Here is a 22,693-nt window from a genome sequence, read left to right as displayed (position 1 = left end):
AGACGGGGCGGCTGGCGGGCCAGCATGCCCGTCATGCCTTTTTTTTCAGGCATCTGCTGGCAACCGGGCCTTGCGCCTGCTGCCCTATAATGCCCAAATGCACGCCGCAAAACGGGGGGAAACAGATGAACTTGGCCTTTCTTACCTCGGGCATGATGCTGGCCTTTGCCGCATTTTCCTCGTTCTCGATCAGTGATGCCTATTCCAAGCTGCTCGCAGGCCAGCTTGACCCGTTCGAGGTTGCCTTCTCCGGTGGCGTATTCGGCTTTCTCATCATTCCCTTCATCCGCAACAAAAACGAATCCTACCGCGATATTTTCGCGCCCACCCATCCGCTCATGTGGGTGGTGCGCGCCGTGGCCACCTTTGCCGCCACCGCCGCCAGCGTTGAAGCCTTCATGCTGCTGCCCATGCCTGAGGCGCTCTCGCTCATGTTCCTCATGCCGCTTTTCGTTACCATCCTGTCCGTGACCCTGCTGCATGAGAAGGTATCAGGCTGGGCGTGGCTTTCGGTCATTCTGGGTTTCCTGGGCGTGCTGATCGTGTTGCGGCCGGGCGTGCGGGCGCTGCACCTGGGGCATCTGTGCGCGCTGGTTGCCGCCATCGCCAATGCCGTGGGCGTGATTGCCTACCGGCTGGCGGGCAATGACACGCCCCGGCTCTCGCTGTTCGGCTCAAGCCTGTTCGGCCCGCTGGTGGGCGACGGCGTGCTGATGCTGGCCCACGCGCACTGGCCACACGGGCTGAAAACGTGGATGTTCCTGTTCGGCTACGGCTTTCTTGCAGCCCTTGGCCAGCTATTCATGATGATGGCAACCGCGCGCGCCCCCGCCAACCGCGTGGCCCTGCCCCAGTACAGCCAGATGCTATGGGCCGTGGCGTTCAGCTACTTCCTGTTTCACCAGCCGCTTGATGGCTGGACGTTTGCGGGCATTATCGTGGTCACGCTATCGGGCATGATCAACTGGATCCGCCAGCATATCCTTTACGGCGAACTGGTGCTGAAGGAACGCCGCGCGGCCCGGCGGCGGGCCGAGACCTATGAACCCGATCGGGGCTGAAGGCAGCCTCAATGCTGCGCGGTTAGCAGGATGAACAGCACCATGGTCAGCACGGATGCGACCGCGCTGAGGAACAGGGTTGACGCCGCCTCCTGCTCATCGGTTTTGAAACGGACCGCGAGAATGACCACGACCGTGCCCACCGGGATGGACAGCGTGAGCACGGTGGCGCGGATGACATCATGCGGCAGGCCCAGCGCCACCAGCACCAGCCAGGCCCCGGCGGGCACGACAATGTTGCGCGCGAGCACCGTCATCACCACCGGCAGCGTAATGTGCACGCGCTGCAGGAACAGCACCACGCCCGATGCAAACAGCGCGACACCCGTGGCGGTATTGCCCAACAGGCCCATGGCGCCAAGCAACGGGCGGGGAATATGCACGTCCAGCGCCACCAGCGCTGTTGCCAGAAGCGGCGCCCACACGATCGGTTCCTTCAGCGCGGCCCCCACCTGCCCCACGAAACTGACCGATGCGCCATCCGCCACCGTTGCATCATGGCCCAGCATCATCATGCACACCGGGGTCTGGACCAGCACCATGGCAAAGACCGCGGCCGATATGGCCACCGCCGTGCTGTCATGCCCGATCAGGACCGGCAGCATGGCGGAACCGATAAAGGGCACCGAGGGCGCGCCAATGGCCAGCCCCTGCAACGCCGCTGCCGCCCCGCCACGGCGCGCCACATAGCGTGACACCCCATACGCCACGGCAAAACTGGCGCACATGAGCCCGAAGACCGAAGCCGCCAGCGGCATCTGGCCTGCAAGGATGGTGCGCGGCATGCGGGCGATACCCACAAACAGGTTGAGCGGAAACGCATAGAGCATGACCAGCCGGTTCAGGACAGCGACATGCGTGCCATCAAAATCATGGTGCCACCCGGCGCGGTACCCCAGCACAAACACCACAATGAGAGGCAACATCGCGGCAATAATGGTCGAAAGCATGGAATGAAACGGCCTTATCCTACGCGCACCCACGCCAGCCCGGCTGGGGAACTGCCAAAAACAATCCTGAGCAGACCTGCGCGGATATGGCAATGGTGTGCCTGGTATTTTGGATCGGGTTTTTCTTTTTATGGAAATTACATGCATTTCAAGGAGTTCAGAAAACACTCACAAAAAATTTTACAATTTTTATTAAGTATTATTGTCATTTTACAGAAATAATTTGACATATTTTATTGAAAATTTGTCAAATAGACTTTACATTATCTCTTAAAAACGAAAATTATCCGAACAGATTATTTATTATATTTTTATAATATGGATATTACTTTATTATGAAAACCCTATACACACGAATTTTCCCATCAAAAGCTTCTTTGGGTTTTTTCATCCTACCGAATGCATTGCCACGCGGCATCCGGACCAGCGACAGGTTGCTTTTTACAGACATGCAGGGATTTATTTCATTTATCAGTAAAATATACTAAAATAAAATTTACGTGAAGCAACTACAAAGAAAAACTCTTAAATAATACTGGCGTTTGCGTGCAGCTATTCCCCTCCCCTGAACAGTGCCTGCGCACCGTTCACTCCTGCACGAAAAGAGCCAGCCCATGGCCCCTGATCCCTCCCGCCGATACCGCCGCGATATTGATGGCCTGCGCGCCATTGCCGTAACCGCCGTGGTCCTGTTCCATGCCGGTCTTTCGCCGCTGAAATCGGGTTTTACCGGCGTAGACATATTTTTTGTCATTTCCGGTTTCCTCATAGGCGGCATCGTATACCGCGATGTCGGGACGAAGCGCTTTCGCTTCGATACCTTCTATGTCCGGCGCGCCGCCCGCATCCTGCCCGCGCTCATGACCGTCATCGCCTTTGTCACGATCCTTGGCGTCGTGCTGGCAAGCCCGCAGGACTACAGGCAGATCGCAATCGGGGCAATGGCAGCCCTGAGCGGGTGGTCAAACATCCTGTTCTGGCGGCAGGTCAACTATTTCTCGCCCGATGCACATCTTGATCCGTTTCTCATGACCTGGTCGCTCGGGGTGGAAGAGCAGTTCTACCTGCTTTTTCCCTTCCTGTTACTGGCGCTGCGGCGCATGCAGCGCTCTTTCGTGCTCGTGGTCATTGGCGTGCTCTGCCTTGGTTCCCTCGCCCTCGCCATCATCGGCATGGGCCGCTGGCCCACGGCGGTCTTCTACCTTTTGCCCACGCGGGCATGGGAACTCGGGGCGGGAACCTTCCTGGCCATCGCCCGCTCGGGGGCGACAAGGCCCCTGCCTGCCCTGCCCGCCAACATACTGGGCTTTGCGGGTATCGGGCTTGTCGTGCTGTCCGTCTGTCTTTTTAACGAACATACGCCCTTCCCCGGCTTGGCCGCGCTGCTGCCGGTGGGGGGCACGCTGGCGCTCGTGCTGGCGGAGGGCAGTGTTTTCAACCGCCTCGTCCTGTCCGCGCGCCCATTCGTGGGGGTGGGGCTTATTTCCTATTCGTGGTATCTGTGGCACTGGCCGCTCATGGCGCTGACATGGCTGTGCATGGCGCAGGCCCCCCGGCCTGCGCAGCTTGTGGTGGTGGCGTTTGTGTCGCTGGGTCTGGCCGTGCTGTCATGGCGTTATATCGAACAGCCTTTCCGCCATGTTCGCCTGCCCAGCCGCACGGTCCTGCTGCGCTATGGCAGCGCCACCGCCTTATGCGGGGTCGCCCTGGCAGCCATTTACATGAGCCACGGCTTTCCCGCCCGCTTCAATCCCGCCCTCCAGATAACGGAAGCCAGCCTGGCAGCCGGGCGCGGCGGTTCATGCCTGGCCAATTATGGCGATGCCCGGCCCAATACCAGATTCGCCTGCATGCATGACACCGGACGCCTGCAGATAGCCCTGCTGGGTGATAGCCACGCCGCCGCCCTTGCCCCGGCCCTTGCCCGCATCGCGCATGAAGGCGGGTATGATTTTGTGCAGTTCACCAAATCATCCTGCCCGCCATTGATGGGGGCCACGCGCCTCATGCCGCAGCATCCGGGCCATGCCGCCACCTGCGCGCTCTATAACGAACGCGCCATGGCACTGGTGGCCAGCAACCCTGAAGTGCAACTGGTGGTACTGACCGGCTACTGGTCTGCCCCCTATGAAGCCGATGCGGGCAATGACGCCTATGTCGACCCCGCACATCCGGTGGATGACGGCGTGGTGGCTGGCATCGCCCGTATGCGCGACGCCCTGATCCGCACCGAAACCACCCTGACGCAGGCGGGCAAAAAAGTGATCGTGCTGGGCGACGTACCGCATTTCCGCCTCGACCCCGCGCGTGAGGCGGTAACGGCGTTCATGCCCGTGCGCGCATGGGTCGAACACCAGCTTGACCCTACTCTCGCACTCGCCGGCGGGATCGCGCCCCTGCCCTGGGTCGTCACCCCCTCCCCTTCCATAGAAAATGCCGTGCGCGTGGCCGCCACCACAATTGGCGGCATAACCTATGCTTCGTTATATGAGCGCTTCTGCACGCCGCAGGGGTGCCGGTTCAGCCGTGAATCCGCCTCGCTCTATGCAGACTCCCAGCACCTGTCAGGCGTGGGAGGCGAATTCGCCCTCAAGGGCCTGATCGATGTCGCGCCCTCCACAATGGCCGACAAGTAAACAGGGCCGCCTGCCCACGCGCCCTCCTTCGCGCCCGGACAGCCACGCCCGTCGTGGCTGTCCGGGCATGCATCCCCTCTCCTCCCTGCACCCCCGATGCGGGGAAAGTCGTATGAAATCATAAAATATTTCCTTTTTGATAATAGTTTAACACATTGATTTATATATATTTACACTCCGGTTCTAATGGCACTTGATGCATATATCACGGTTACGTTACCTCCCTCTCCCTTGCGTGAGGGGGTGCGTCTATATATCAATGAATACAGATGATTCTCCGGCTTTCCACCGGGGCATATCCGGAACTGTCAGGTTTGCAGGAAAGGCATAGACTTATGCTTTACACGACCATGAGAATGAATTTCCAAATATCTGGCATTCTGGAACATCATAAAAAGTAAAAACAAACCAAAAACGAAATATTTTTACTGTATTTTCTTCGCGCCGGGCTCTTTGCATTGTGCGTCATGCATGTTTGCGCCCTGGCCTGATGAATACGCCATTACCCTGAAGGAAAATCACCGTGTCAGCAGACAGCATCACGGCGGCCCCGCCGTTCAAGTCCCGTTATGGTAACTACATTGGTGGCAAATGGGTTGCCCCCGTCGATGGTCATTACCTGACCAACACCTCCCCCGTTGATGGCCGCGTGCTGTGCGAAGTGCCCGCTTCCACCGCAGCCGACGTGGAGCTGGCACTTGATGCGGCCCACAAGGCAAAGAAAGCCTGGGGCGAGATGGCGCCTGCCGACCGCGCGCTGATCCTGCTCAAGGCAGCCGATGTCATGGAAAAGAACCTCGACCTGCTGGCCCGGGCCGAGACATGGGACAACGGCAAGCCCATCCGTGAAACCCTGACCGCCGACATCCCGCTGGCGATCGACCATTTCCGCTACTTCGCCGGCTGCATCCGCGCCCAGGAAGGCACGCTGAGCGAGATCGATGCGACCACCATCGCCTACCACTTCCATGAGCCGCTTGGCGTCGTGGCCCAGATCATTCCGTGGAACTTCCCGCTGCTCATGGGTTCGTGGAAGCTGGCGCCAGCTCTGGTCGCCGGTAACTGCGTGGTCATGAAGCCTGCCGAGAGCACGCCTGCCTCCATGCTGGTGCTGATGGAGCTGATCGGTGACCTGTTCCCGCCCGGCACGCTCAACATCGTCAACGGCCTGGGCCGCGACGTGGGCGCCGCCCTGTCCAACAGCGACCGCATTGCCAAGATCGCCTTCACCGGTTCCACCCCCACCGGCAAGATGATCGCGCATGCCGCCGCCGAGCACCTGATCCCGGCAACGCTGGAGCTGGGCGGCAAGTCGCCGAACATCTTCTTCGCCGACATCATGGACAAGGACGACGACTACCTGGACAAGGCGGTCGAAGGCTTCACCATGTTCGCCCTCAACCAGGGCCAGATCTGCTCCTGCCCCAGCCGTGCGCTGGTGCATGAATCGATCTACGAGAAGTTCATGGAACTCGCCCTGCCCCGCATCAAGGCGATCCGCCAGGGCAACCCGCTTGATCCCAACACCATGATGGGCGCGCAGAACTCGCACGGCCACCAGGAAAAGATCCTGTCCTACATCGACATCGGCAAGGGTGAAGGCGCCGAGCTGCTGACCGGTGGCGGCCGCCCCGACCTTGGTGGCGACCTGAACAACGGGTGCTACGTGCAGCCGACCGTGTTCAAGGGCAACAACAAGATGCGCATCTTCCAGGAAGAGATCTTTGGCCCGGTTCTGGCCGTGACCACCTTCAAGACGGAAGAAGAAGCGCTGGCCATCGCCAACGACACCCCCTTCGGCCTCGGCTCGGGCGTGTGGAGCCGCGATGCCAACACCTGCTACCGCATGGGCCGTGGCCTTGAGGCCGGTCGCGTGTGGGTCAACTGCTACCACGTCTATCCGGCGCATGCCGCCTTTGGTGGCTACAAGAAGTCCGGCATCGGGCGCGAGACCCACAAGATGGTGCTCGAACACTACCAGCAGACCAAGAACATGCTGGTCAGCTACAGCGAAAAGAAGCGCGGCTTCTTTTGATCCGCTGAGGGGGTGAAAACCTCCTGGCCATAAGGCAGGGCGCGGCGGTCGGGCTGGTTTAGCGGGCCGGCCGCCGCGTTCCATTGTCCGGGCCATTCGCGTTGGGCCCGCGGCAGGGCAGTTTCGATATTTCAGGATATGCGACAGGGTTTTTCCCACGGGACCGGGACACTGTGCGGCAGAAGTAAAAAAGAGGCATAGGATGGCACAAAAGTTTCGGGTCGTAATCGTAGGTGGTGGCGTGGCTGGCCTGGCGCTGGCAACCCGGCTGGGTGACAAGATCGGTAAATCTGGCCGCGCGGAAATCACGCTGGTCGATAAAAGCTTCGCGCATGTGTGGAAGCCCATGCTGCACTGCTTTGCCGCCGGCACCGCCGCCAACGAGAATGACCGCATCAGCTTCCTGTCGCAGGCAAGCCGCCATCATTTTGAATTCTGGCCCGGTGAGATTGCGGGCATGGACCGCAAGGCCAAGACTATTACGCTTGCCCCGGTTGTCGAGCCCACGGGCGAGGTGATCCTTGATGAACGCAAGCTGGAATATGACGCGCTGGTGCTGTCGATCGGCAGCCGTGCCAACGATTTCGGCACCCCCGGCGTGGCCGAGCACTGCCTGTTCATTGACAACCTCGTCGATGCCAACGGCTTCAACGACCGTTTCCGCATGGAACTGCTCAAGGCGTTCGGCAATAACGAGCAGCTTGACATCGCCATCGTGGGCGGTGGCGCCACCGGCACGCAGCTTGCCGCCGAACTGCACAAGGCGCTTGACCTCGCCTCGCTCTACAGCTTTGGCAAGAAGCCGCCCAAGCTGAACATTACCCTGCTTGAGGCGGGACCGCGCATCCTGCCCGCCTTCCCCGAGGCGGTATCGGCTGCGGCGCAGAAGGAGCTTGAGGCGATTGGCGTCAAGGTCCAGACCTCGGCCATGGTCAGCGGTGCGGATGAAAAGGGCTTCATGCTCAAGGATGGCACCCGTATTCCCGCCACCCTGCGCGTATGGGCGGCTGGCGTGAAGGCGCCGGATGTCACGCGCAAGTTTGGTGAACTCAAGCTGTCGCGCTCGGGCCAGCTTGAAGTCCGGCCCACGCTGCAGCTCATGGAAGATGACAGCATCTTCGCCATGGGGGACTGCGCCTTCATTGCTGAAAAACCTGTCGCCCCGACCGCACAGGCCGCCCGCCAGCAGGCCCATCACCTTGCCCGCTACATGCCGGCTTGGATTGGTGGCAAGGCGCTGCCGCCGTTTGCCTTCCACAACAAGGGCGCGGTTGTTGCGCTTGGCGATTATAACGGCTGGGGCACCTTCCCCGGTGGGCGCGTGTTTGGTGGTGGCTGGCTGCGTGGCATTACCGCGCGCATGGTGCATCTCATGCTGTATCGCCAGCATCAGTTTGAACTTTACGGGGTGTTCCGCGGCACAATGTCGTGCCTGGTAGACTGGCTGGACGTGTTCGTGCGGCCTTCCGTGCGGCTTGACTAAAGCATACAGGCATAGGAAGCGCCGCTTTTTAAGAAAGCGGCCTTTCCTGAAGCTTTTTGAAAAAAGCTTCACCAAAAACTTTCTTATGATTGATTGCTATGCCAGCAGGGCGGGCGCCATCAGGCCCCGCCCTTATCTTTATGGTTCAGCCCGAACGGGTGCGACCCAGAGCGAGGATTGCAGCGCGTAGGTGTTCTGTAGCAGCGGCACCAGCGCCGGGCGGCCTTTCAGCCTGATCCATTCATCAAGCGCCGTGCGAAAAATGGCGATGCCACACCGCGCCATGAGGCGGGCGGCGGTCTTGCGGTTCTTGCGCTCGGCAATGCGTTTGGCCAGCCCGTCTGCCAGGCAGTCTTCCCACTTGCCGTATTTCTGCAGGCTTACGGTCTGGAGCGAGGGCGTTTTTTCAATCAGGAACACGAAGGCATAGGTGTCCTGCCGGTTGGCCGCGATGCGCGGCACGAGCGAGGTGAAGGCATGCATCATCGCATCGGCGGGGGGCATGTCGGCCGGGCAGGCCGCGAGGGCCTCGGTCAGGGTCTGGGTCATGCCGCGCGTCCAGGCCAGCACGATGTCGCCCTTGGTCTCGAACATGCGGAACAGGGTACGGCGCGAGACTTCCGCCGCATCGGCAATCTCGTCCACCGTCGTCTCATCATATCCCTTGGCGGAGAACAGCCGCATTGCCTCGGCAATCAGCGTATTGCGCGCACGCGCCTGCTTGCGTTCGCGCAGGCCGGGCTTTGGCTGATCGTCAGGGGCGTCGGGCTTCATGCAATCTCCTTGTGGGCATTTCCATCATGCCGCAGGGTATTACGCATATTCAAGATGCGAGGAAGGGCAAAACGGTTTGCGGTTACGCCACAAGGAACTGGCGATGATAGGCATGCATGTCATCAAACAGGCAGAATTCCGGCGGCCCGAGATCGATTTCGGGCAGGCGCGCGGCCATCCGGCCCTGAAACTGCACCATCACATCCGCATAGTCACGGGCTTCGCGCGCGGTAAAGGCGCGGATCCTGTAGCCGATGGTGGTGTGGAAAACATACCGGTCCAGCCATGGATCATGCATGCCCAGATGGGCGGCAAGGCTGGCGCGGAAGCGGCGCAGCGCGGCAGCACCCTCCCGGTCCAGTGCTTCAAGCCGGATGCGGCAGCCCTGCCTGTCACGCAGCGGGTCCGGCCGCGCGGGGCGCATGCGCAGGGGGGTGGGCAGCCTGCCGGGAAAGGCCCGGAGCCGCTCACCAACCCATGCATCGCATTGCGGCATGGGGGTATCGCGGGCCAGGTCGTGCGGCCATGTGCGTTTACCGCGGCGGGTATTGTTCAGCCCGTCAAAGACCGTCATGTGATAGCTTGAGGGCGGCAGGAGCGCGATTTTGGCGGCAAAATCGAACTGGCTCATCTGGTTGTGCAGATCAAGCATGGCATGGAAAAACGCGCCGTTGCGGGGCAGATGGCAGATAACCGTATTGCCGGGGAAGTATCGGGGCCTGCCATCGGGGTGAAATTTATTCTGGTTGAACAGCACTGTTTTCTTCTCCTCCGGCTGGTCGCCACCTTTCCCCGCATCCGGGTCAGGTTTTTACAGCCATTCTGCCGGGCAGGCGCATGCTTTTACGGCAGGGGCAGGCATGCCCTGCACCAGGCAGGCGGGCTTTATTGCCGCCCGCCGCTTTACAGCGCCCTGATGGGCTGGGAATATGAACCCGGCAGGGCAAATGCCGCAACTGGCCCCGCCGCGCCCATGAAGGACTGATCTTGACATGACCCTGCCTGCCCGAATCCTTGGCACGCTCGTGGCCGGCATGTGCCTGGCCATCCCTGCCCTGCACGCCCGCGCGGCTGAAACCCCTGCCAGCCCCGGCACGCCGGTCGGCACGACCCCGCTGGCCCCGGCCCTGAGCCTGCCCGGTGCGGGCCGGGCCCTGCGCATGACCTATCTTTCAACCGATGGCGTAACCGGCAGGGGCACGGTGCCCGTCACGGCGGAAGTCATCCTGCCGTCGGGCAGGCCGCCTGCGAGCGGGTGGCCCATCGTGGCGTGGGCGCATGGCACCGTGGGCATCGGGCAGGCGTGCACGCCCTCGCTCCACCCCTACAGCGCACGCAATAGCAAATACCTCGCCACCTGGATGAAGCGGGGCTTCGCCGTGGTGGCCACCGACTACCAGGGGCTGGGCACGCCGGGGGTGCATCCTTACCTCGATACGCGCGTCGAGGCCTATAACGTGCTTGATGGCGTGCGCGCCGCTGTGGCCGCCGTGCCGGGGTTGCGCAACACGGTCATGATCGTGGGCCAGTCGCAGGGTGGCGGGGCGGCGTTTGCGGCGGCAGCGTTTGCGGCCACCTATGCGCCGGATGTGAACATTCGCGGCACGGTCGCAACCGGCGTGCCCTATTTCACGCCCGAACTCGGCGCGCAACTGACCGCCGCAGCCCAGGCGGCAGGGCCTGCAAAATATGACCCGCTGGTTGTCTACATGCTCTATCTGGGGGCCTCGCTTGCCGGGCGCGACCCGTCCTTCCACCCCGAGGAGGCCTTCACCCCCCGCGCCATGGCCGCCTACCACGCCGCATCAACCACCTGCGTGGGCGAGATGGAGCACAAGGCAAGGGATGAGGGGCTGACCGTACCCAATGCCCTGCAACCCGGCTTCCCCAAGGCGCTGGCCCCGGCCTTCGCCGCCATGGCATACCCCACCTTGAAGCTGGCCCAGCCCCTGTTCACAGGCACGGGCACCGATGACCATGACGTGCCGCCCATGCTGCAGCTCTCGCTGGTCAGGGCCGCCTGTGCGGCAGGCAGCACGGTTCAGGCGCATCTGTACAAGGGGCTGGACCATTCACAGACCGTCAACGCCTCGCTGCCGGATTCAGCAGCCTTTACGCAGGCGGTCATGGCGGGCCAGCCGGTTACGCCGCAATGCGCGCCGGTGCCGCAGTAAGGTTCTCCCTACCCTGTTACGCGCAGGAATTCCGTAACCACGCGCAGGAATTCCCATGGCTGCTCGGCATGCAGCCAGTGCCCGGCCCCTTTCAGCCGCACCAGCCGGTAATGGGGAAAAAGCTGGCGCATGAGCGGGTAATTATCGGGCTGGACATAGGGTGAATTCCCCCCTGCCACAAACAGCACCGGCCCGCCATACTGCGTGCCCGGCGGCAGGGCGGGCCAACCCACCACCTGCGTCATGCCCGCCACGATCTGCCCAAGCCCGATCTGCCAGTGCGGGCTGGCGCCGAACACGATGTTCTGCTTCATCATGTCACGCACGGGCTTTTCCGCAATGGCGGGGGCAAGCCAGGCATCGGCCTCGCCCAATGTCAGTGTGGGGGGAAAATGCAGGGCGGCCAGTGCCGTGGCGATCGCACCGGAATGCGCATGGCCACCCTGCCCCGGCGCAATATCGGCCACGAGCAGGGCATGCACGCAGGCAGGGGCCTGCAATGCCAGCATCATCGCCACCTTGCCCCCCATGGAATGCCCGATAACCGTGGCGGGCAGCGCGTCATGCGCGGCCAACGTTTCATGCACGTCGGCTGCCATGGTGGGGTAATCCATCGGGCCATGCGGGCTGGCGCCATGGTTGCGCAGGTCAAGGGCAAGCGTGCGACGGGTGGCGGCAAGGCGGCGCTGGAAAAACCCGAAATTGCGCGCCCGCCCGAACAGCCCATGCAGAAAGACCACTGGCGGCAGGGTGTTGCTGCCCTCCTCCGGTCCGCGTTCAATCACATCAAGCAGCACTCTGCCCGGCTCCCTTTTCCATGCATCAGGGCGGTGAGCATAGCCTGCAAACCTGAGGCGCGTGCTCATAATTCCGTGCCCGCACTGGCCTGCCCTGCCCTTGAAAACCTTCATGCCCGGACCGACATGTAAATCGTTACGCCCGATGAAGACGATCGGCGCGATGTCTTTAATAAAAAACAGGACTGGAACAGACCATGAGCGCTGCTGAAACCCTCCGCAAACTCAGCCCCGAAGACGTGCAGGAAATTGCCAAGCACCTTGAGGGCACGCTGCACCAGCACAAGGCCGACCTGCACAAGCAGATTGCCGAGCACCTGGCCAGCCTGAAGGGCGAGGTCACGCTGCATGAGAACAAGATCCCGACCTCGTGTAAGGTTTACGGGATGATGTTCCTGCTTGCGGCCTCGCTGGCCAGCTTCATCTTTGGCCGCAAATCGGCTGAATAAACCCCGTAGGCACGGGCAGCCCGGCGGGGCGGCCCGTGTTCAGAAACGGAAGACGAAATTAGACTGGTAATAGGTGCCGCTCGACCCGCCCGCCTCATTAAGCGCGCGTGAGGTCATGAAGCGCGAGACATACTGCGTCCATGACAGATGGGTATTGATCTGCCACGCCACCGACACCTGTGGTGCCATGCCCACGAACCGCCCCCTGAAATTACCCGCGAATTTGTAGTAACCCGATGATTTGTAAACCGGGTCATTCACGCTATCGCGCCAGAACAGCGGATATTTGAACTGGATGCTGACGGACTTGAACGGCGTTATGCGCACGAGTGGCGCAAAGCTGATCAGGTTCGAGCCGGTCATGTAGGTCGTGGTATCAAGATAGTTGGTCTGCGGGTTGAAGGGCGAGAGATAGGTGCCCACCGTACCCCCGCTTTTCGAGGCATTGCCGCCGGAATATACATCCGTCTGGATACCGGCAAAGGTGTGCAGCGACTGGTCGGGCAGGCGATAGCCCACCGTGCTGTTGATGGCATAGGCGCTGACCCCGCGCGATGCATTGTTGCTGGCATTGCGGAACACACCGCCCTGCCATATGCCGCCCACCGAGAATTCGATCGGGCCTGCAATGCCATGCCAGCGCATGCCGAAATTGTTGCGGGTATCCGACCCGTTGACCGATCCCTTGGGCCCCACGATCGCCCCTGCCGAGCCATTGAGCTTGTAGCCGATGTAGAACGCATCGACGAAGGAATAGCCCTTCTGCCCCATGAAGGTGAAATCCGGCGGCGCCCATGTGGCATTGAAGCCGTACAGGCGGCTGGCATAGTTCTCGACATCGTGGAACATGCGCCGGTCACTGTCATCGGTCTGCACGAAATCCCATGCATCGATGCGGATGCGCTGCCACACCATATAGGCGCGAAACCCATCCCATGACAGTGGCACGTTGGGCGTCTCGCGTGCATAGAGCATGTATGATGGCGCATCGAGAAACTGCTGGCGGCCGAACATGAAGCCACTTTTGGCACCCAGCATGTTCCACCGTACCTCCACGAAGGCCTGCTGGGCATCAAGCCGCTTGCGATAGGTCGAGCCGTAGCCATAACCGCCCCACCCGCCTGCATCCGCATTGACCAGCTGGCCGAAAAACCGCAGATGCTCGCCAATATGCAGGTCCGCGCCATACAGGTTGCGCACGCCAAAGCGGCCGGAATCATTGGGTTTCTGCGTACCAAGGGCGGGGCGGCTTTCATACCAGTTGCGCAGCCGCGTCTCGCCCGAGAAGCTGATCCACACAGTGCCGCTGCGGGTGAGCGGAATGTATTTCAGCGCATCGAACAGGTCATCATGCTTTTTGGGGTCGCGCAGGTTGCTCCAGTCCTCGGCCCAGGGGCTGACACCATACCGCCCCACCGGCCCGAAGCCCGCAGCCTCGCCATTGCCACGGTTGAACACGCCCCAGTCATACTGATGGCCGCTGCGGCGGTTTTCCTGCCCGCCTATGCGGATGGGCTGCCCCACCGGGTTGGCATGCGGAAACGTGAGGATAGGCGGGCGCTGGGTCACATGCACCACCATCTGTTCCGGCTGCCCCGGCGCGGTACTGCCCGCGGGCACGGCCGGATCGGGTGCTGCCTGGGCCGCGTGCACCGCCAGCATGGACACGCACAGGGCACCCCCGCGCATATATCGGTACCCCAGCTCCGTTGCTGATTGAAGGGTGGACATCATGTTCATGCACCACATGGCATGCCGGAAGGCGGCGGCAGCAGGTTAAATACTTCAATATGTCGTATTATAATAAAATATTCCGGTCAATATCGTATTTTATAATCTCCCCCATAGCCCAACCGTATGGACAAGCCCGGAAATGGCGGGGCGATATAGGGCCATCCCCTTGAAAAACCTTTGTTAACTTACAAAAAAACCGGTCACCAACCCATTGCACGAAAATAATCGTATAATACGGAAATATCCTGGGAAAATGCCTCATTCTTCCCCGCAGGGTTTAGGCCCCGCGCCGGGACCCCGGCCTGCGCGCCCTTCCCGTTCGGCCTTAATAAACATTATACAGCGTATTTAATATTGACGCACGCAGCCTCCTGTTTCTTTATGCCTCTTAAGCCCCGGCACGCCATGCGGCCCATCAGGGGCGTTGTCAAAAAGACCATCACGCCATAGTGGTGCTGCATCGTTGCTCTTACCACGATGTACCGATCAGGAATGCCATGAAACAGATGACCCCTCTCACCCGTCGCGCCCTGCTCAGCCTGACTGGCGGCCTCGCCTGCCTGCCCCTGGCATCACGGGCCAGGGCCGCGGAGGGCAAGCTGATCCGCGTCGGCATCATGGCGGGCGAGGATGAAGATCTGTGGCGGGTGATTACGGCCAATGCCGCAAAGGAAGGGCTCAACCTCGGCATCGTGACATTCTCCGATTACAACACGCCCAACGAAGCCTTGGCCGAGCATGAGCTTGAGGCCAACGCCTTTCAGCATGCTCCGTTCCTCGAGGCCCAGAAAGCGGCCCGGGGTTATGACATCGTCAGCGTGTGCCCGACCTATTTCTCCCCCATCGGGCTGTATTCGGCGCGATGGAAGGCACTTTCGGAGCTGCCGGACAAGGCCGTGATCGGCGTGCCGAACGACCCGAGCAATGAAGGCCGCGCCCTGCGCCTGCTCGAGGCACTGGGGCTGATCAGGCTTGATTCCGCAGCCGGCCTTCTGCCCACCCCGCTCGACGTGACCGAAAATCCCCATCACATCACCTTCCATGAGCTTGATGCGGGCATTGTCGGCCGCACGCTGCCTGACGTGGATGCCGCCGTGATCAACACGAACTGGGCGCTGAAAGCGGGCGTGGACATACAGAAACAGCGGATCGGTGTGGAATCGCTGCAAAACAACCCCTACGTCAACTTCGTGGCCGTCAACGCCGCTGATGCGCATGCCCCATGGATTGAACCGCTGATCCGCGCCGTGCACCAGCCTGCAACGCGCGAGGCGATTGCCACCATCTTCCACGGTGCGGTTGAACCGGCATGGACGTGAATGTTGTTGATGTGCGCCATGTGAGCCGCCGCTTTGGCGGGCATGTGGCGCTTGATGATGTATCGTTCTCGGTGGCGCGGGGCGAGATCCTGGGGGTGATCGGGCGCTCGGGGGCGGGCAAGAGTTCGCTGCTGCGCTGCCTTGGCGCGCTCGACCGGCCCGATTCAGGGCAGATCCTGATCGAAGGCCAGGACATCACCACCCTGCCACAGGCGCAGCTTGTGCCGTTGCGGCGGCGCATTGGCTTCGTGTTCCAGCATTTCAACCTGCTCAGTTCGCGCACGGTGGCGGGCAATATCAGCCTGCCGCTTGAAATTGCGGGCGTGCCACGCGCACAACGGCCCGAGCGCATTGCGGCCCTGCTGGCACTGGTTGGCCTCTCGGCGCATGGCGATAAATGGCCGGCACAGCTTTCAGGCGGGCAGAAGCAGCGCGTGGGCATTGCCCGCGCGCTGGCCAATGACCCCGCCCTGCTGCTGTGCGATGAAGCCACCTCCGCCCTTGACCCCGAAACCACTACCGCCATCCTTGACCTGCTGGCCGAGATCAACCGCGAACTGGGGCTGACCATCATCCTCATCACGCATGAGATGGATGTGATCCGCCGCATTGCCACCCATCTCGTGGTGCTCGATCAGGGCCATATTGTCGAAAATGCGCCCACGCTGGCCATCATGGGGGCGGCCACGCAATCCGCCGTGACCGAAGCCCTGCTGTCGGAAACACAGCCGCAGGTGCCGCCTGCCCTGCGCGCGCGGCTGGTGGCCGAGCCTGCGCCTGATGGGTGGGCGATCATCCGCCTCAGGCTCGCGGGCGAGGCCGCGTGGCAGCCCCTGCTGTCGCTGCTCGGCCAGCAATACGGCGTGGAGGCCACCGTGCTGCAGGGCGGCACCACCGAGATCGCGGGCCAGCCCTTTGCCGACCAGATCGTGTCGGTTACCGGTTACTGTGCCGAGATCCATGATTTCCTGACGCAGTTCGACCCCTCACTGAAGGTTCTTGGCCATGTCCCGGCTGATCATTGACCTGATCGCACGCGCCACGTGGGAGACGACCATCATGGTCGCCTGCTCGGGGCTGCTTGCCGTGCTCGGCGGCCTGCCGCTGGCGCTGCTCATGGTGGCGATGCGGCGCGGCGGGCTGATGCCCTGCCCGCCCGCCGCCCGCCTGCTGGGGCTGGTGGTGGACATCCTGCGCGCCATCCCGTTCATCATCCTGCTGGTCATCCTCATTCCCGTAACCCGGATGATCGTGGGCACCTCGCTGGGCACGGCTGCGGCGATCGTGCCGCTTTCGCTTGCGGCCATTCCCTATTTCGCCCGCATTGCCGAGGTCTCGCTGCGCGCGGTGGACCCCAACCTGGTCGATGCCGTGCACGCCATGGGTGGCACGCGGTGGATGATCGTGCGCCATGTGCTCATACCCGAGGCCCTGCCCGGCCTGGTGGCGGGGTTCACGGTCACCCTCATTACCCTGACCGGGGCCTCGGCCATGGCGGGCGCCGTGGGCGCGGGGGGCTTGGGCGATCTTGCCATCCGCTACGGCTACCAGCGCTTCAACACGCAGGTCATGTCGCTTGTGGTGGTGGTGCTGATCGTGTTCGTGGCCGTCATCCAGGCGGCGGGCAATGCGCTGTCGAACCACCTGCGCCACGACTGAGAGACGGCTTGAAAAAAGCAGGCCTGATAATATCCTGAAATGACAAAAGTTTTTGGTGTCGCCTTTTTTCAAAAAGGCGACCTCTCCTGAAGCTTCTTGAAAAAAGCTTCACCAAAAATTTTTCATTCCCCCAGCACCATACCGGCGTAGGGAGCTTGCGCCCCGTGGCCCTCAGTCCAGCCGGACCGAGGGGCGCACGAACACGTCCAGCCAGTCGACAAGGCAGGAAATCGTGCCGCGCACCGGCCCATACAGCTCGAACTGGTGCTGGCGGTAGAGCATGAGATGCACCATCCGCGCCGACAGGCCATGCAGCCAGCCACCGCCGAACACCGTGCCGCCGGGGAAAGTGCCCCACCCATTGTAATCGCCCAGCGCCACGACCGCCCCCTTGTTATGGAAAGTGAAGGCAGGCATGGGCTGGCCACTCATCATCCACCCGGGCAGGTGGCGGGCCAGGTGATGGGCCTGCTGGCGGGCGGCCTGCGCCGTGGGGGCCACGGGCTTTTCGGCAATGAAGGCACAGTCGCCCATGGCGAAGATGTTGTCATCATCAAGGACCTGCAACGAGGGCCGCACCTCAAGCTGCCCCGAGCGCGACAGCTTGAGGCCGCCGAATTTTGCGGTCACGTCTGGCGCTTTCACGCCCGCCGCCCATACGCGCAGCGTTGCAGGCACGCGCGAGCCATCCTTGAGCATGAAGCCGTTTTCATCCGCGCCGCTGACCATCCCCCCCGCGCGCACGCTCACGCCAATCGCTTCAAGCTGCTTGACCGCCGCCGCCGATACCGCCTCGGGGAAGGCGGGCAGGATGCGGGGGCCTGCCTCAAGGAGCGTGATGCGCAGCTTGGGGGGCTTGCGGCCAAAGCTGTAGAGCGAGGCGAGATCGAGCGCCTTGTGCAGCTCGGCGGCGAGCTGCGTGCCGGTGGCCCCCCCGCCCACGATGGCGATATCGAGCTCGTTGTTATTGGCAAAGGAGCGCAGGAGCTCCATGCGGAAACGGTCATTGAAGCCGTTGGCATCGACGAGGTTGTCAATGAACAGGCAGTGCTCGGCCACGCCGGGGGTGCCGAAATCATTGGCGCGGCTGCCGATTGACAGCACCACCGCGTCATAATCCAGCGTGCGGGCCTCGACCACCACCTCCCCGCTCAGCGGGTCCTTGATGGGGGCGAGCGCAATGGTCTTGGCCGTGCGGTCGAGCGCCGTGATCTCGCCGGGCCAGAACTCGAAATGGTGCCGGCTGGCCTGTGACATGAAGCTGATGCGGTCGTTCTCGTTGGCGGCGGTGCCGGCGGCAAAGCAGTGCAGCATCGGCTTCCACACATGGGCGAAGCTCTTGTCCACCAGTGTGATTTCCGCGCGGCCCGATTTGCCGACCGAATTGCCCAGCCGGGTTGCGAGCGCAAGGCCCGCGACACCGCCGCCTACAATAACGATCCGAAACTTTTGTGCCATCTCGATAATGCTCCACACCCGCTCGCACGGCGTGCCGGTTTCCGCATGGAAAACACCGCCCCGCCACATTCATAACAAACCATGTTTGGGTCGAGTATAGGTGATCCTCCCCGTGCCTGAAACATGCGCATGCCCGAATTCTGGTGCGCCTGCGCAACGGGTGGCTTTTTTCCCTGCCGTTCAACCGCGCCAGAACGGGAAAAACAGGCCGATCACCTTCACCCGATCAAAAGAACCCGATCAGCCCGGTCCATGCGCCCTGGGCCCCGTAGCCCTGGCAACATCTTGACACCCCCCGCGTTAACCCGCCTGATGCCAGCGACAAGCAGGAGACCCCATGACAGCCACACAAACCGGACGGATTGCAGGCAAGGTTGCCATCATTACAGGTGCAGCAAGCGGCATTGGCCGCGCCACGGCGGAGCGTTTTGCCGCCGAGGGCGCGCAGCTTGCCCTGACCGACCTCAACACCGATGCACTCGATGAACTGACCAGCCAGCTTGAAAAAAACGGCGTGGACGTGATCTCGGTGCCAGCCGACGTGACCAGCGAGGCCGACATTGCCCGCGTGGTGCATGAAACCATGAAGCATTTTGGCCGCATCGATATTCTCGTGGCCAATGCAGGCGTCATCCCCGAGGCCGATCTCGCCTCCGCCACGGCGGACCTGTGGGATCACACCATGGCGGTGGATGCGCGCGGCATGTTCCTGTGCTGCAAGCATGCCGCACCGAGATGGTCCATGCCGGACAGGGCGCGATCGTGTGCCTGTCCTCCATCTCCGCCTTTGCCGGGCAGAAAGGCCAGGCGGTGTACGGCCCGGCCAAATTCGTGGCGTCAGGCATCACCAAGCACCTCGCCATCGACCTTGCCGACAAGGGGGTGCGGGTCAATGCCGTGGCACCGGGCACCATCGATACGCCTGCGGTGGCGGGCATGGATGCGGAAGGTATTCGCAAGGTGGTCGAGATGCACCCGATGGGCCGCATGGGCAAGCCTGCGGAAATTGCCAGCGCCATCCTGTTCCTGGCCTCGGATGACGCCTCCTTCATTACAGGCGCGGTGCTGCCGGTTGATGGCGGCTATCTGGCGCAGTAAAGGACTGACTGAAAGTTTTCGGGTGTCGCCTTTGTTTCAAAAAGGCGACGTCTTTTCGAAGCATTTTGAAAAACGCTTCACCAAAAACTTTTATCCCCAATCAGGCGATATGCAGTTCCACGTCATGAGCACGCAGCATGGCGCAGATCTGCTCTGATGGCTGCCGGTCGGTAAAAAAGCCATGCACATGCGAAAGGTGCCCGAGCCGCCCCATTGGCCTGCGGCCGAATTTGGTCTGGTCAGCCAGCAGGTAGACCCGCCTTGCATTGCGCATCATGGCCTGGGCCACGCTGATCTCATCGGCATCGAAATCAAGCAGCGTGCCATCATCTTCTATGCCGCTGATGCCGATCACGGCAAAATCGGTGCGATACTGCTCGATGAAGGTGCTGGCGGTGGAGCCGGTAATGCCACCATCATAAAACCGCACCTGCCCCCCCGTCACGATCACCTGAAAATCGGTCTGGGCGGAAAGCGGGGTGGCCACATGCAGGTTGTTGGTAATGACCCGCAGCGCCTTGTGCCGCCGCAGGGCCTTGGCAAAGGCCTCGGTAGTGGTGCCGATGCTGACAAAAAGCGATGAATTGTCAGGGATCGGGCGGGCGGCAAGGTTGCCAATGGCTTCCTTGGCCCGCCGGTTGAGCACCTGCCGCTCGGAATAGGCGATATTCTCGACCGACGAGGCCAGGCCCGCCCCCCCATGATGCCGCGCCACCAGCCCGCGACGGGCCAGGAGATTGACATCACGGCGGATGGTCTGGACCGCAACATTCAGCCTCTGGGCCAGATCCTCGTTGGAGACATAGCCCTGGGTACGCACCAGCGCGGTAATTTCCCGGTGACGTTCTTCTGCTGACACGTTGCCTGTTACTCCCCCTTTACACGCGGCCTTATATTGCGCGCGCCACGCTGCGCCCCGTGGCCCCCAGATCGGCAAACGACTGCTCGAGCCGCGCCACGATGCCCTGCTCGCCCACGCGCAGCCACTTGCGCGGGTCATACAGCTTCTTGGTCGGCTTGCCGGTGGAAGGTGCGATCTGGTGGCTGAAGGCTTCCGCGTGCTCGTGCACATAGCGGCCAATGCTGCTGGCAAAGGCGAACTGGATGTCGGTGTCGATGTTCATCTTGAACACGCCATAGGAGACCGCCTCGGTAATCCTGGCCTGCTCCGAGCCCGAACCGCCGTGGAACACCAGCGCCAGCGGCTTCTCGCCCAGATTGGTGGCCTTGGCCACCACCGCCTGCGAGTTGCGCAGGATCTCGGGGCGCAGCTTGACATTGCCCGGCGCGTATACGCCATGCACGTTGCCAAACGAGGCCGCGATGGTCACGAACCCCAAAGGCGAAAGCGCCTCATACGCCTTGAGCACATCCTCGGGCTGGGTGTAGAGATGCGCGTTATCGGCGCCATCATCAAGGTCGTGGCCAATGCCATCTTCCTCGCCGCCGGTCACCCCCAGCTCGATTTCAAGCCCGATGCCCAAGGGCGCCATGCGGCGCAGGAAGCGGGCGCATTCGGCAATGTTGTCTTCCAGCGGTTCAGCCGAAAGGTCGATCATGTGGGACGAGAACAGCGGGCGGCCGGTTTCCTTCACCGCCTCCTCGCTGGCATCGATCAGGCCGGAAATCCATGGCAGCAGCTTGCGGTCGGCATGGTCGGTATGCAGGATCACGCACACGCCGTAAGCAGCGGCCACGGTATGGACATGACGGGCCGCAGCCACCGCACCCAGCACACGGGCCTGTTCGGCATCTTTCATGCCCTCGCCCGCATAGAACCGCGCGCCACCGTTGGAAAGCTGGATGATCACATCCGCCCGGTTGCGGGCTGCCGCCTCGAGCACCGCATTGATGCTGTCGGTGCCCACCACGTTGACCGCCGGCAGGGCATAGCCCTCGTCGCGGCAGGTCTCGACAAGGCGGCGGTAATCCGCACCCGTCACCACGCCGGGGCGCAGCCCCAGGCGGCTCGAAGCGGGGTGTGCTGTATTGGTCATGTCGTTCCTCTATTGCCTGTTCTTGTTGTTATGCAATCGATGAAATACTGCTCACCAGGTCTTGGTCTGGTAATCGTGGTGGCCTTCCACAAACCGGATGGTGCCGGATTTGGAGCGCATGACCAGCGAATGCGTGACCGTGCGGACGCCGCTGCGGCGGATACCGTGGAGCAGGGCCCCGCCCGTCACCCCGGTTGCGGAGAACAGCACGTCACCGCGCGCCATGTCCTCCAGCGCCAGCTTGCGCGAGGGGTCGGCGCCGGGGTTCATCTTGCGCGCGCGCGCCACCTGGTCGTCATCTTCAAACAGGAGGCGGCCCTGCATCTGGCCATGCACGCAGCGCACGGCGGCGGCGGCCAGCACGCCCTCGGGCGCGCCGCCCGAGCCGACATAGATGTCGATCTCGCTGTCCTCGAGGCAGGCGGCGATGGCGGCGGCCACGTCGCCGTCGCTCAGCAGGGTCACGCGCGCACCGGCAGCACGCGCGCGGGCGATCAGCTCCTCATGGCGCTCACGGTCGAGCGTGCAGAGCATGAGGTCGGACACCGCGCATTTCTTGGCCTGCGCGAGCGACTTGAGGTTGGCCTCGATGGTGCTGTCGAGATCGACCACGCCTTCGGGCAGGTAGGGGCCGACCACGATCTTGTCCATGTAGATGTCGGGCGCGTGCAGGAAGTTGCCACTTTCAGCCAGCGCCACCACGGTCAGCGCGTTGGGCAGGTTCTTGGCGCACAGGTTGGTGCCTTCAAGCGGGTCCACGGCAATATCCATGCCCGGTCCGCCCGAGCCGACCTTCTCGCCAATGAACAGCATCGGCGCTTCGTCCATCTCGCCTTCGCCGATCACCACGGTGCCATCAATGGCTACCGTATCGAACGCGCGCCGCATGGCTTCCACCGCTGCGCCATCGGCTTCGTTCTTGAGGCCACGACCGGTCCAGGCCGATGCGGCGACCGCAGCCGCCTCGGTTACGCGCACGAGTTCAAGGGCAAGATTGCGATCGGTAACCTGATAGGGATTATGCCGTGTGGTGGTCATGAAACACTCTTTTCCTGTTCGTCAGTAGTCT

The 22,693-nt window shown here is 62.1% G+C and carries 18 protein-coding genes and 1 pseudogene; 10 read left to right on the top strand and 9 right to left on the bottom strand.

The annotated features are described in order from the left end of the window. Positions 1-125 precede the first annotated feature (125 nt). The gene (locus OQZ28_RS05420) at positions 126-1,061 is read left to right on the top strand and encodes a DMT family transporter (protein ID WP_458135403.1); all 936 of its coding nucleotides are present in this window, start codon (positions 126-128) and stop codon (positions 1,059-1,061) included. Between the two features lie 8 nt (positions 1,062-1,069). Here OQZ28_RS05420 and OQZ28_RS05415 read toward each other — a convergent pair whose 3' ends face one another. Further along, on the bottom strand, positions 1,070-2,011 hold the full coding sequence (locus tag OQZ28_RS05415; protein ID WP_458135402.1) for an AEC family transporter: 942 nt from the start codon (positions 2,009-2,011) through the stop codon (positions 1,070-1,072). A gap of 614 nt (positions 2,012-2,625) precedes the next feature. Between OQZ28_RS05415 and OQZ28_RS05410 the strand changes: the two genes are divergently transcribed. From OQZ28_RS05410 to OQZ28_RS05400, 3 genes are all read left to right on the top strand, one after another. Then, positions 2,626-4,647, top strand: coding sequence for an acyltransferase family protein (locus OQZ28_RS05410; protein WP_458135401.1), 2,022 nt, complete (start codon positions 2,626-2,628; stop codon positions 4,645-4,647). 523 nt (positions 4,648-5,170) lie between these two features. Continuing rightward, a complete protein-coding gene (locus OQZ28_RS05405; protein ID WP_130732246.1) occupies positions 5,171-6,682 on the top strand; it encodes an aldehyde dehydrogenase family protein in 1,512 nt (503 codons plus the stop codon). Positions 6,683-6,884: 202 nt separating this feature from the next. Next, the gene (locus OQZ28_RS05400) at positions 6,885-8,165 is read left to right on the top strand and encodes an NAD(P)/FAD-dependent oxidoreductase (RefSeq protein ID WP_130732884.1); all 1,281 of its coding nucleotides are present in this window, start codon (positions 6,885-6,887) and stop codon (positions 8,163-8,165) included. Between the two features lie 138 nt (positions 8,166-8,303). On the opposite strand, the gene OQZ28_RS05395 is transcribed toward OQZ28_RS05400, so the two are convergent. Together OQZ28_RS05395 and OQZ28_RS05390 are read right to left on the bottom strand one after the other, a co-directional pair. Further along, entirely contained in the window at positions 8,304-8,939 is a 636-nt protein-coding gene (locus tag OQZ28_RS05395) for a TetR/AcrR family transcriptional regulator (RefSeq protein ID WP_458135400.1), read from the bottom strand. An 82-nt stretch (positions 8,940-9,021) separates the two neighbouring features. Continuing rightward, entirely contained in the window at positions 9,022-9,696 is a 675-nt protein-coding gene (locus tag OQZ28_RS05390; protein ID WP_458135399.1) for a DUF1868 domain-containing protein, read from the bottom strand. 235 nt (positions 9,697-9,931) lie between these two features. Between OQZ28_RS05390 and OQZ28_RS05385 the strand changes: the two genes are divergently transcribed. Next, entirely contained in the window at positions 9,932-11,113 is a 1,182-nt protein-coding gene (locus OQZ28_RS05385; protein WP_458135398.1) for a lipase family protein, read from the top strand. Positions 11,114-11,121: 8 nt separating this feature from the next. On the opposite strand, the gene OQZ28_RS05380 is transcribed toward OQZ28_RS05385, so the two are convergent. Continuing rightward, positions 11,122-11,910, bottom strand: a complete 789-nt coding sequence (locus OQZ28_RS05380; RefSeq protein WP_130732895.1) for an alpha/beta fold hydrolase — start codon at positions 11,908-11,910, stop codon at positions 11,122-11,124. Between the two features lie 197 nt (positions 11,911-12,107). Here OQZ28_RS05380 and OQZ28_RS05375 point away from each other — a divergent pair, with 197 nt between their 5' ends. After that, a complete protein-coding gene (locus OQZ28_RS05375; protein ID WP_130732888.1) occupies positions 12,108-12,359 on the top strand; it encodes a hypothetical protein in 252 nt (83 codons plus the stop codon). Between the two features lie 39 nt (positions 12,360-12,398). On the opposite strand, the gene OQZ28_RS05370 is transcribed toward OQZ28_RS05375, so the two are convergent. Further along, the gene (locus OQZ28_RS05370) at positions 12,399-14,048 is read right to left on the bottom strand and encodes an alginate export family protein (RefSeq protein ID WP_458135397.1); all 1,650 of its coding nucleotides are present in this window, start codon (positions 14,046-14,048) and stop codon (positions 12,399-12,401) included. A gap of 542 nt (positions 14,049-14,590) precedes the next feature. Between OQZ28_RS05370 and OQZ28_RS05365 the strand changes: the two genes are divergently transcribed. Genes OQZ28_RS05365 through OQZ28_RS05355 form a run of 3 tightly spaced genes read left to right on the top strand, consistent with a single transcriptional unit; the run spans position 14,591 to position 17,071 of the window. Next, the gene (locus OQZ28_RS05365; RefSeq protein ID WP_458135396.1) at positions 14,591-15,412 is read left to right on the top strand and encodes a MetQ/NlpA family ABC transporter substrate-binding protein; all 822 of its coding nucleotides are present in this window, start codon (positions 14,591-14,593) and stop codon (positions 15,410-15,412) included. Further along, positions 15,403-16,437, top strand: a complete 1,035-nt coding sequence (locus OQZ28_RS05360; protein ID WP_130732891.1) for a methionine ABC transporter ATP-binding protein — start codon at positions 15,403-15,405, stop codon at positions 16,435-16,437. Before OQZ28_RS05365 ends, OQZ28_RS05360 begins: the two co-directional genes overlap by 10 nt. Beyond that, a complete protein-coding gene (locus tag OQZ28_RS05355) occupies positions 16,418-17,071 on the top strand; it encodes a methionine ABC transporter permease (protein ID WP_130732892.1) in 654 nt (217 codons plus the stop codon). The genes OQZ28_RS05360 and OQZ28_RS05355 overlap by 20 nt, the downstream gene beginning before the upstream one ends. Positions 17,072-17,242: 171 nt before the next feature. On the opposite strand, the gene OQZ28_RS05350 is transcribed toward OQZ28_RS05355, so the two are convergent. Beyond that, the gene (locus OQZ28_RS05350) at positions 17,243-18,529 is read right to left on the bottom strand and encodes an NAD(P)/FAD-dependent oxidoreductase (protein WP_458135395.1); all 1,287 of its coding nucleotides are present in this window, start codon (positions 18,527-18,529) and stop codon (positions 17,243-17,245) included. A 337-nt stretch (positions 18,530-18,866) separates the two neighbouring features. Here OQZ28_RS05350 and OQZ28_RS05345 point away from each other — a divergent pair. After that, a pseudogene (locus tag OQZ28_RS05345) lies at positions 18,867-19,627 on the top strand (SDR family NAD(P)-dependent oxidoreductase). 100 nt (positions 19,628-19,727) lie between these two features. Here the strand turns inward: OQZ28_RS05345 and OQZ28_RS05340 are convergent. From OQZ28_RS05340 to glpX, 3 genes are read right to left on the bottom strand one after another with little or no spacing between them, the layout of a single operon-like run. Continuing rightward, positions 19,728-20,486: a DeoR/GlpR family DNA-binding transcription regulator gene (locus tag OQZ28_RS05340; RefSeq protein WP_458135394.1), complete on the bottom strand. Its 759-nt coding sequence runs from the start codon at positions 20,484-20,486 to the stop codon at positions 19,728-19,730. Positions 20,487-20,517: 31 nt separating this feature from the next. Continuing rightward, positions 20,518-21,624, bottom strand: coding sequence for a class II fructose-bisphosphate aldolase (fbaA, locus tag OQZ28_RS05335; RefSeq protein ID WP_130731812.1), 1,107 nt, complete (start codon positions 21,622-21,624; stop codon positions 20,518-20,520). Between the two features lie 51 nt (positions 21,625-21,675). Beyond that, a complete protein-coding gene (glpX, locus tag OQZ28_RS05330) occupies positions 21,676-22,662 on the bottom strand; it encodes a class II fructose-bisphosphatase (RefSeq protein WP_130731811.1) in 987 nt (328 codons plus the stop codon). Positions 22,663-22,693: the final 31 nt, after the last annotated feature.

The sequence above is a fragment of the Komagataeibacter sp. NFXK3 genome, assembly GCF_054182245.1.
The sequence above is the reverse complement of the archived record's forward strand: the minus strand, read 5'-3'. Positions and strand labels throughout refer to the sequence as shown.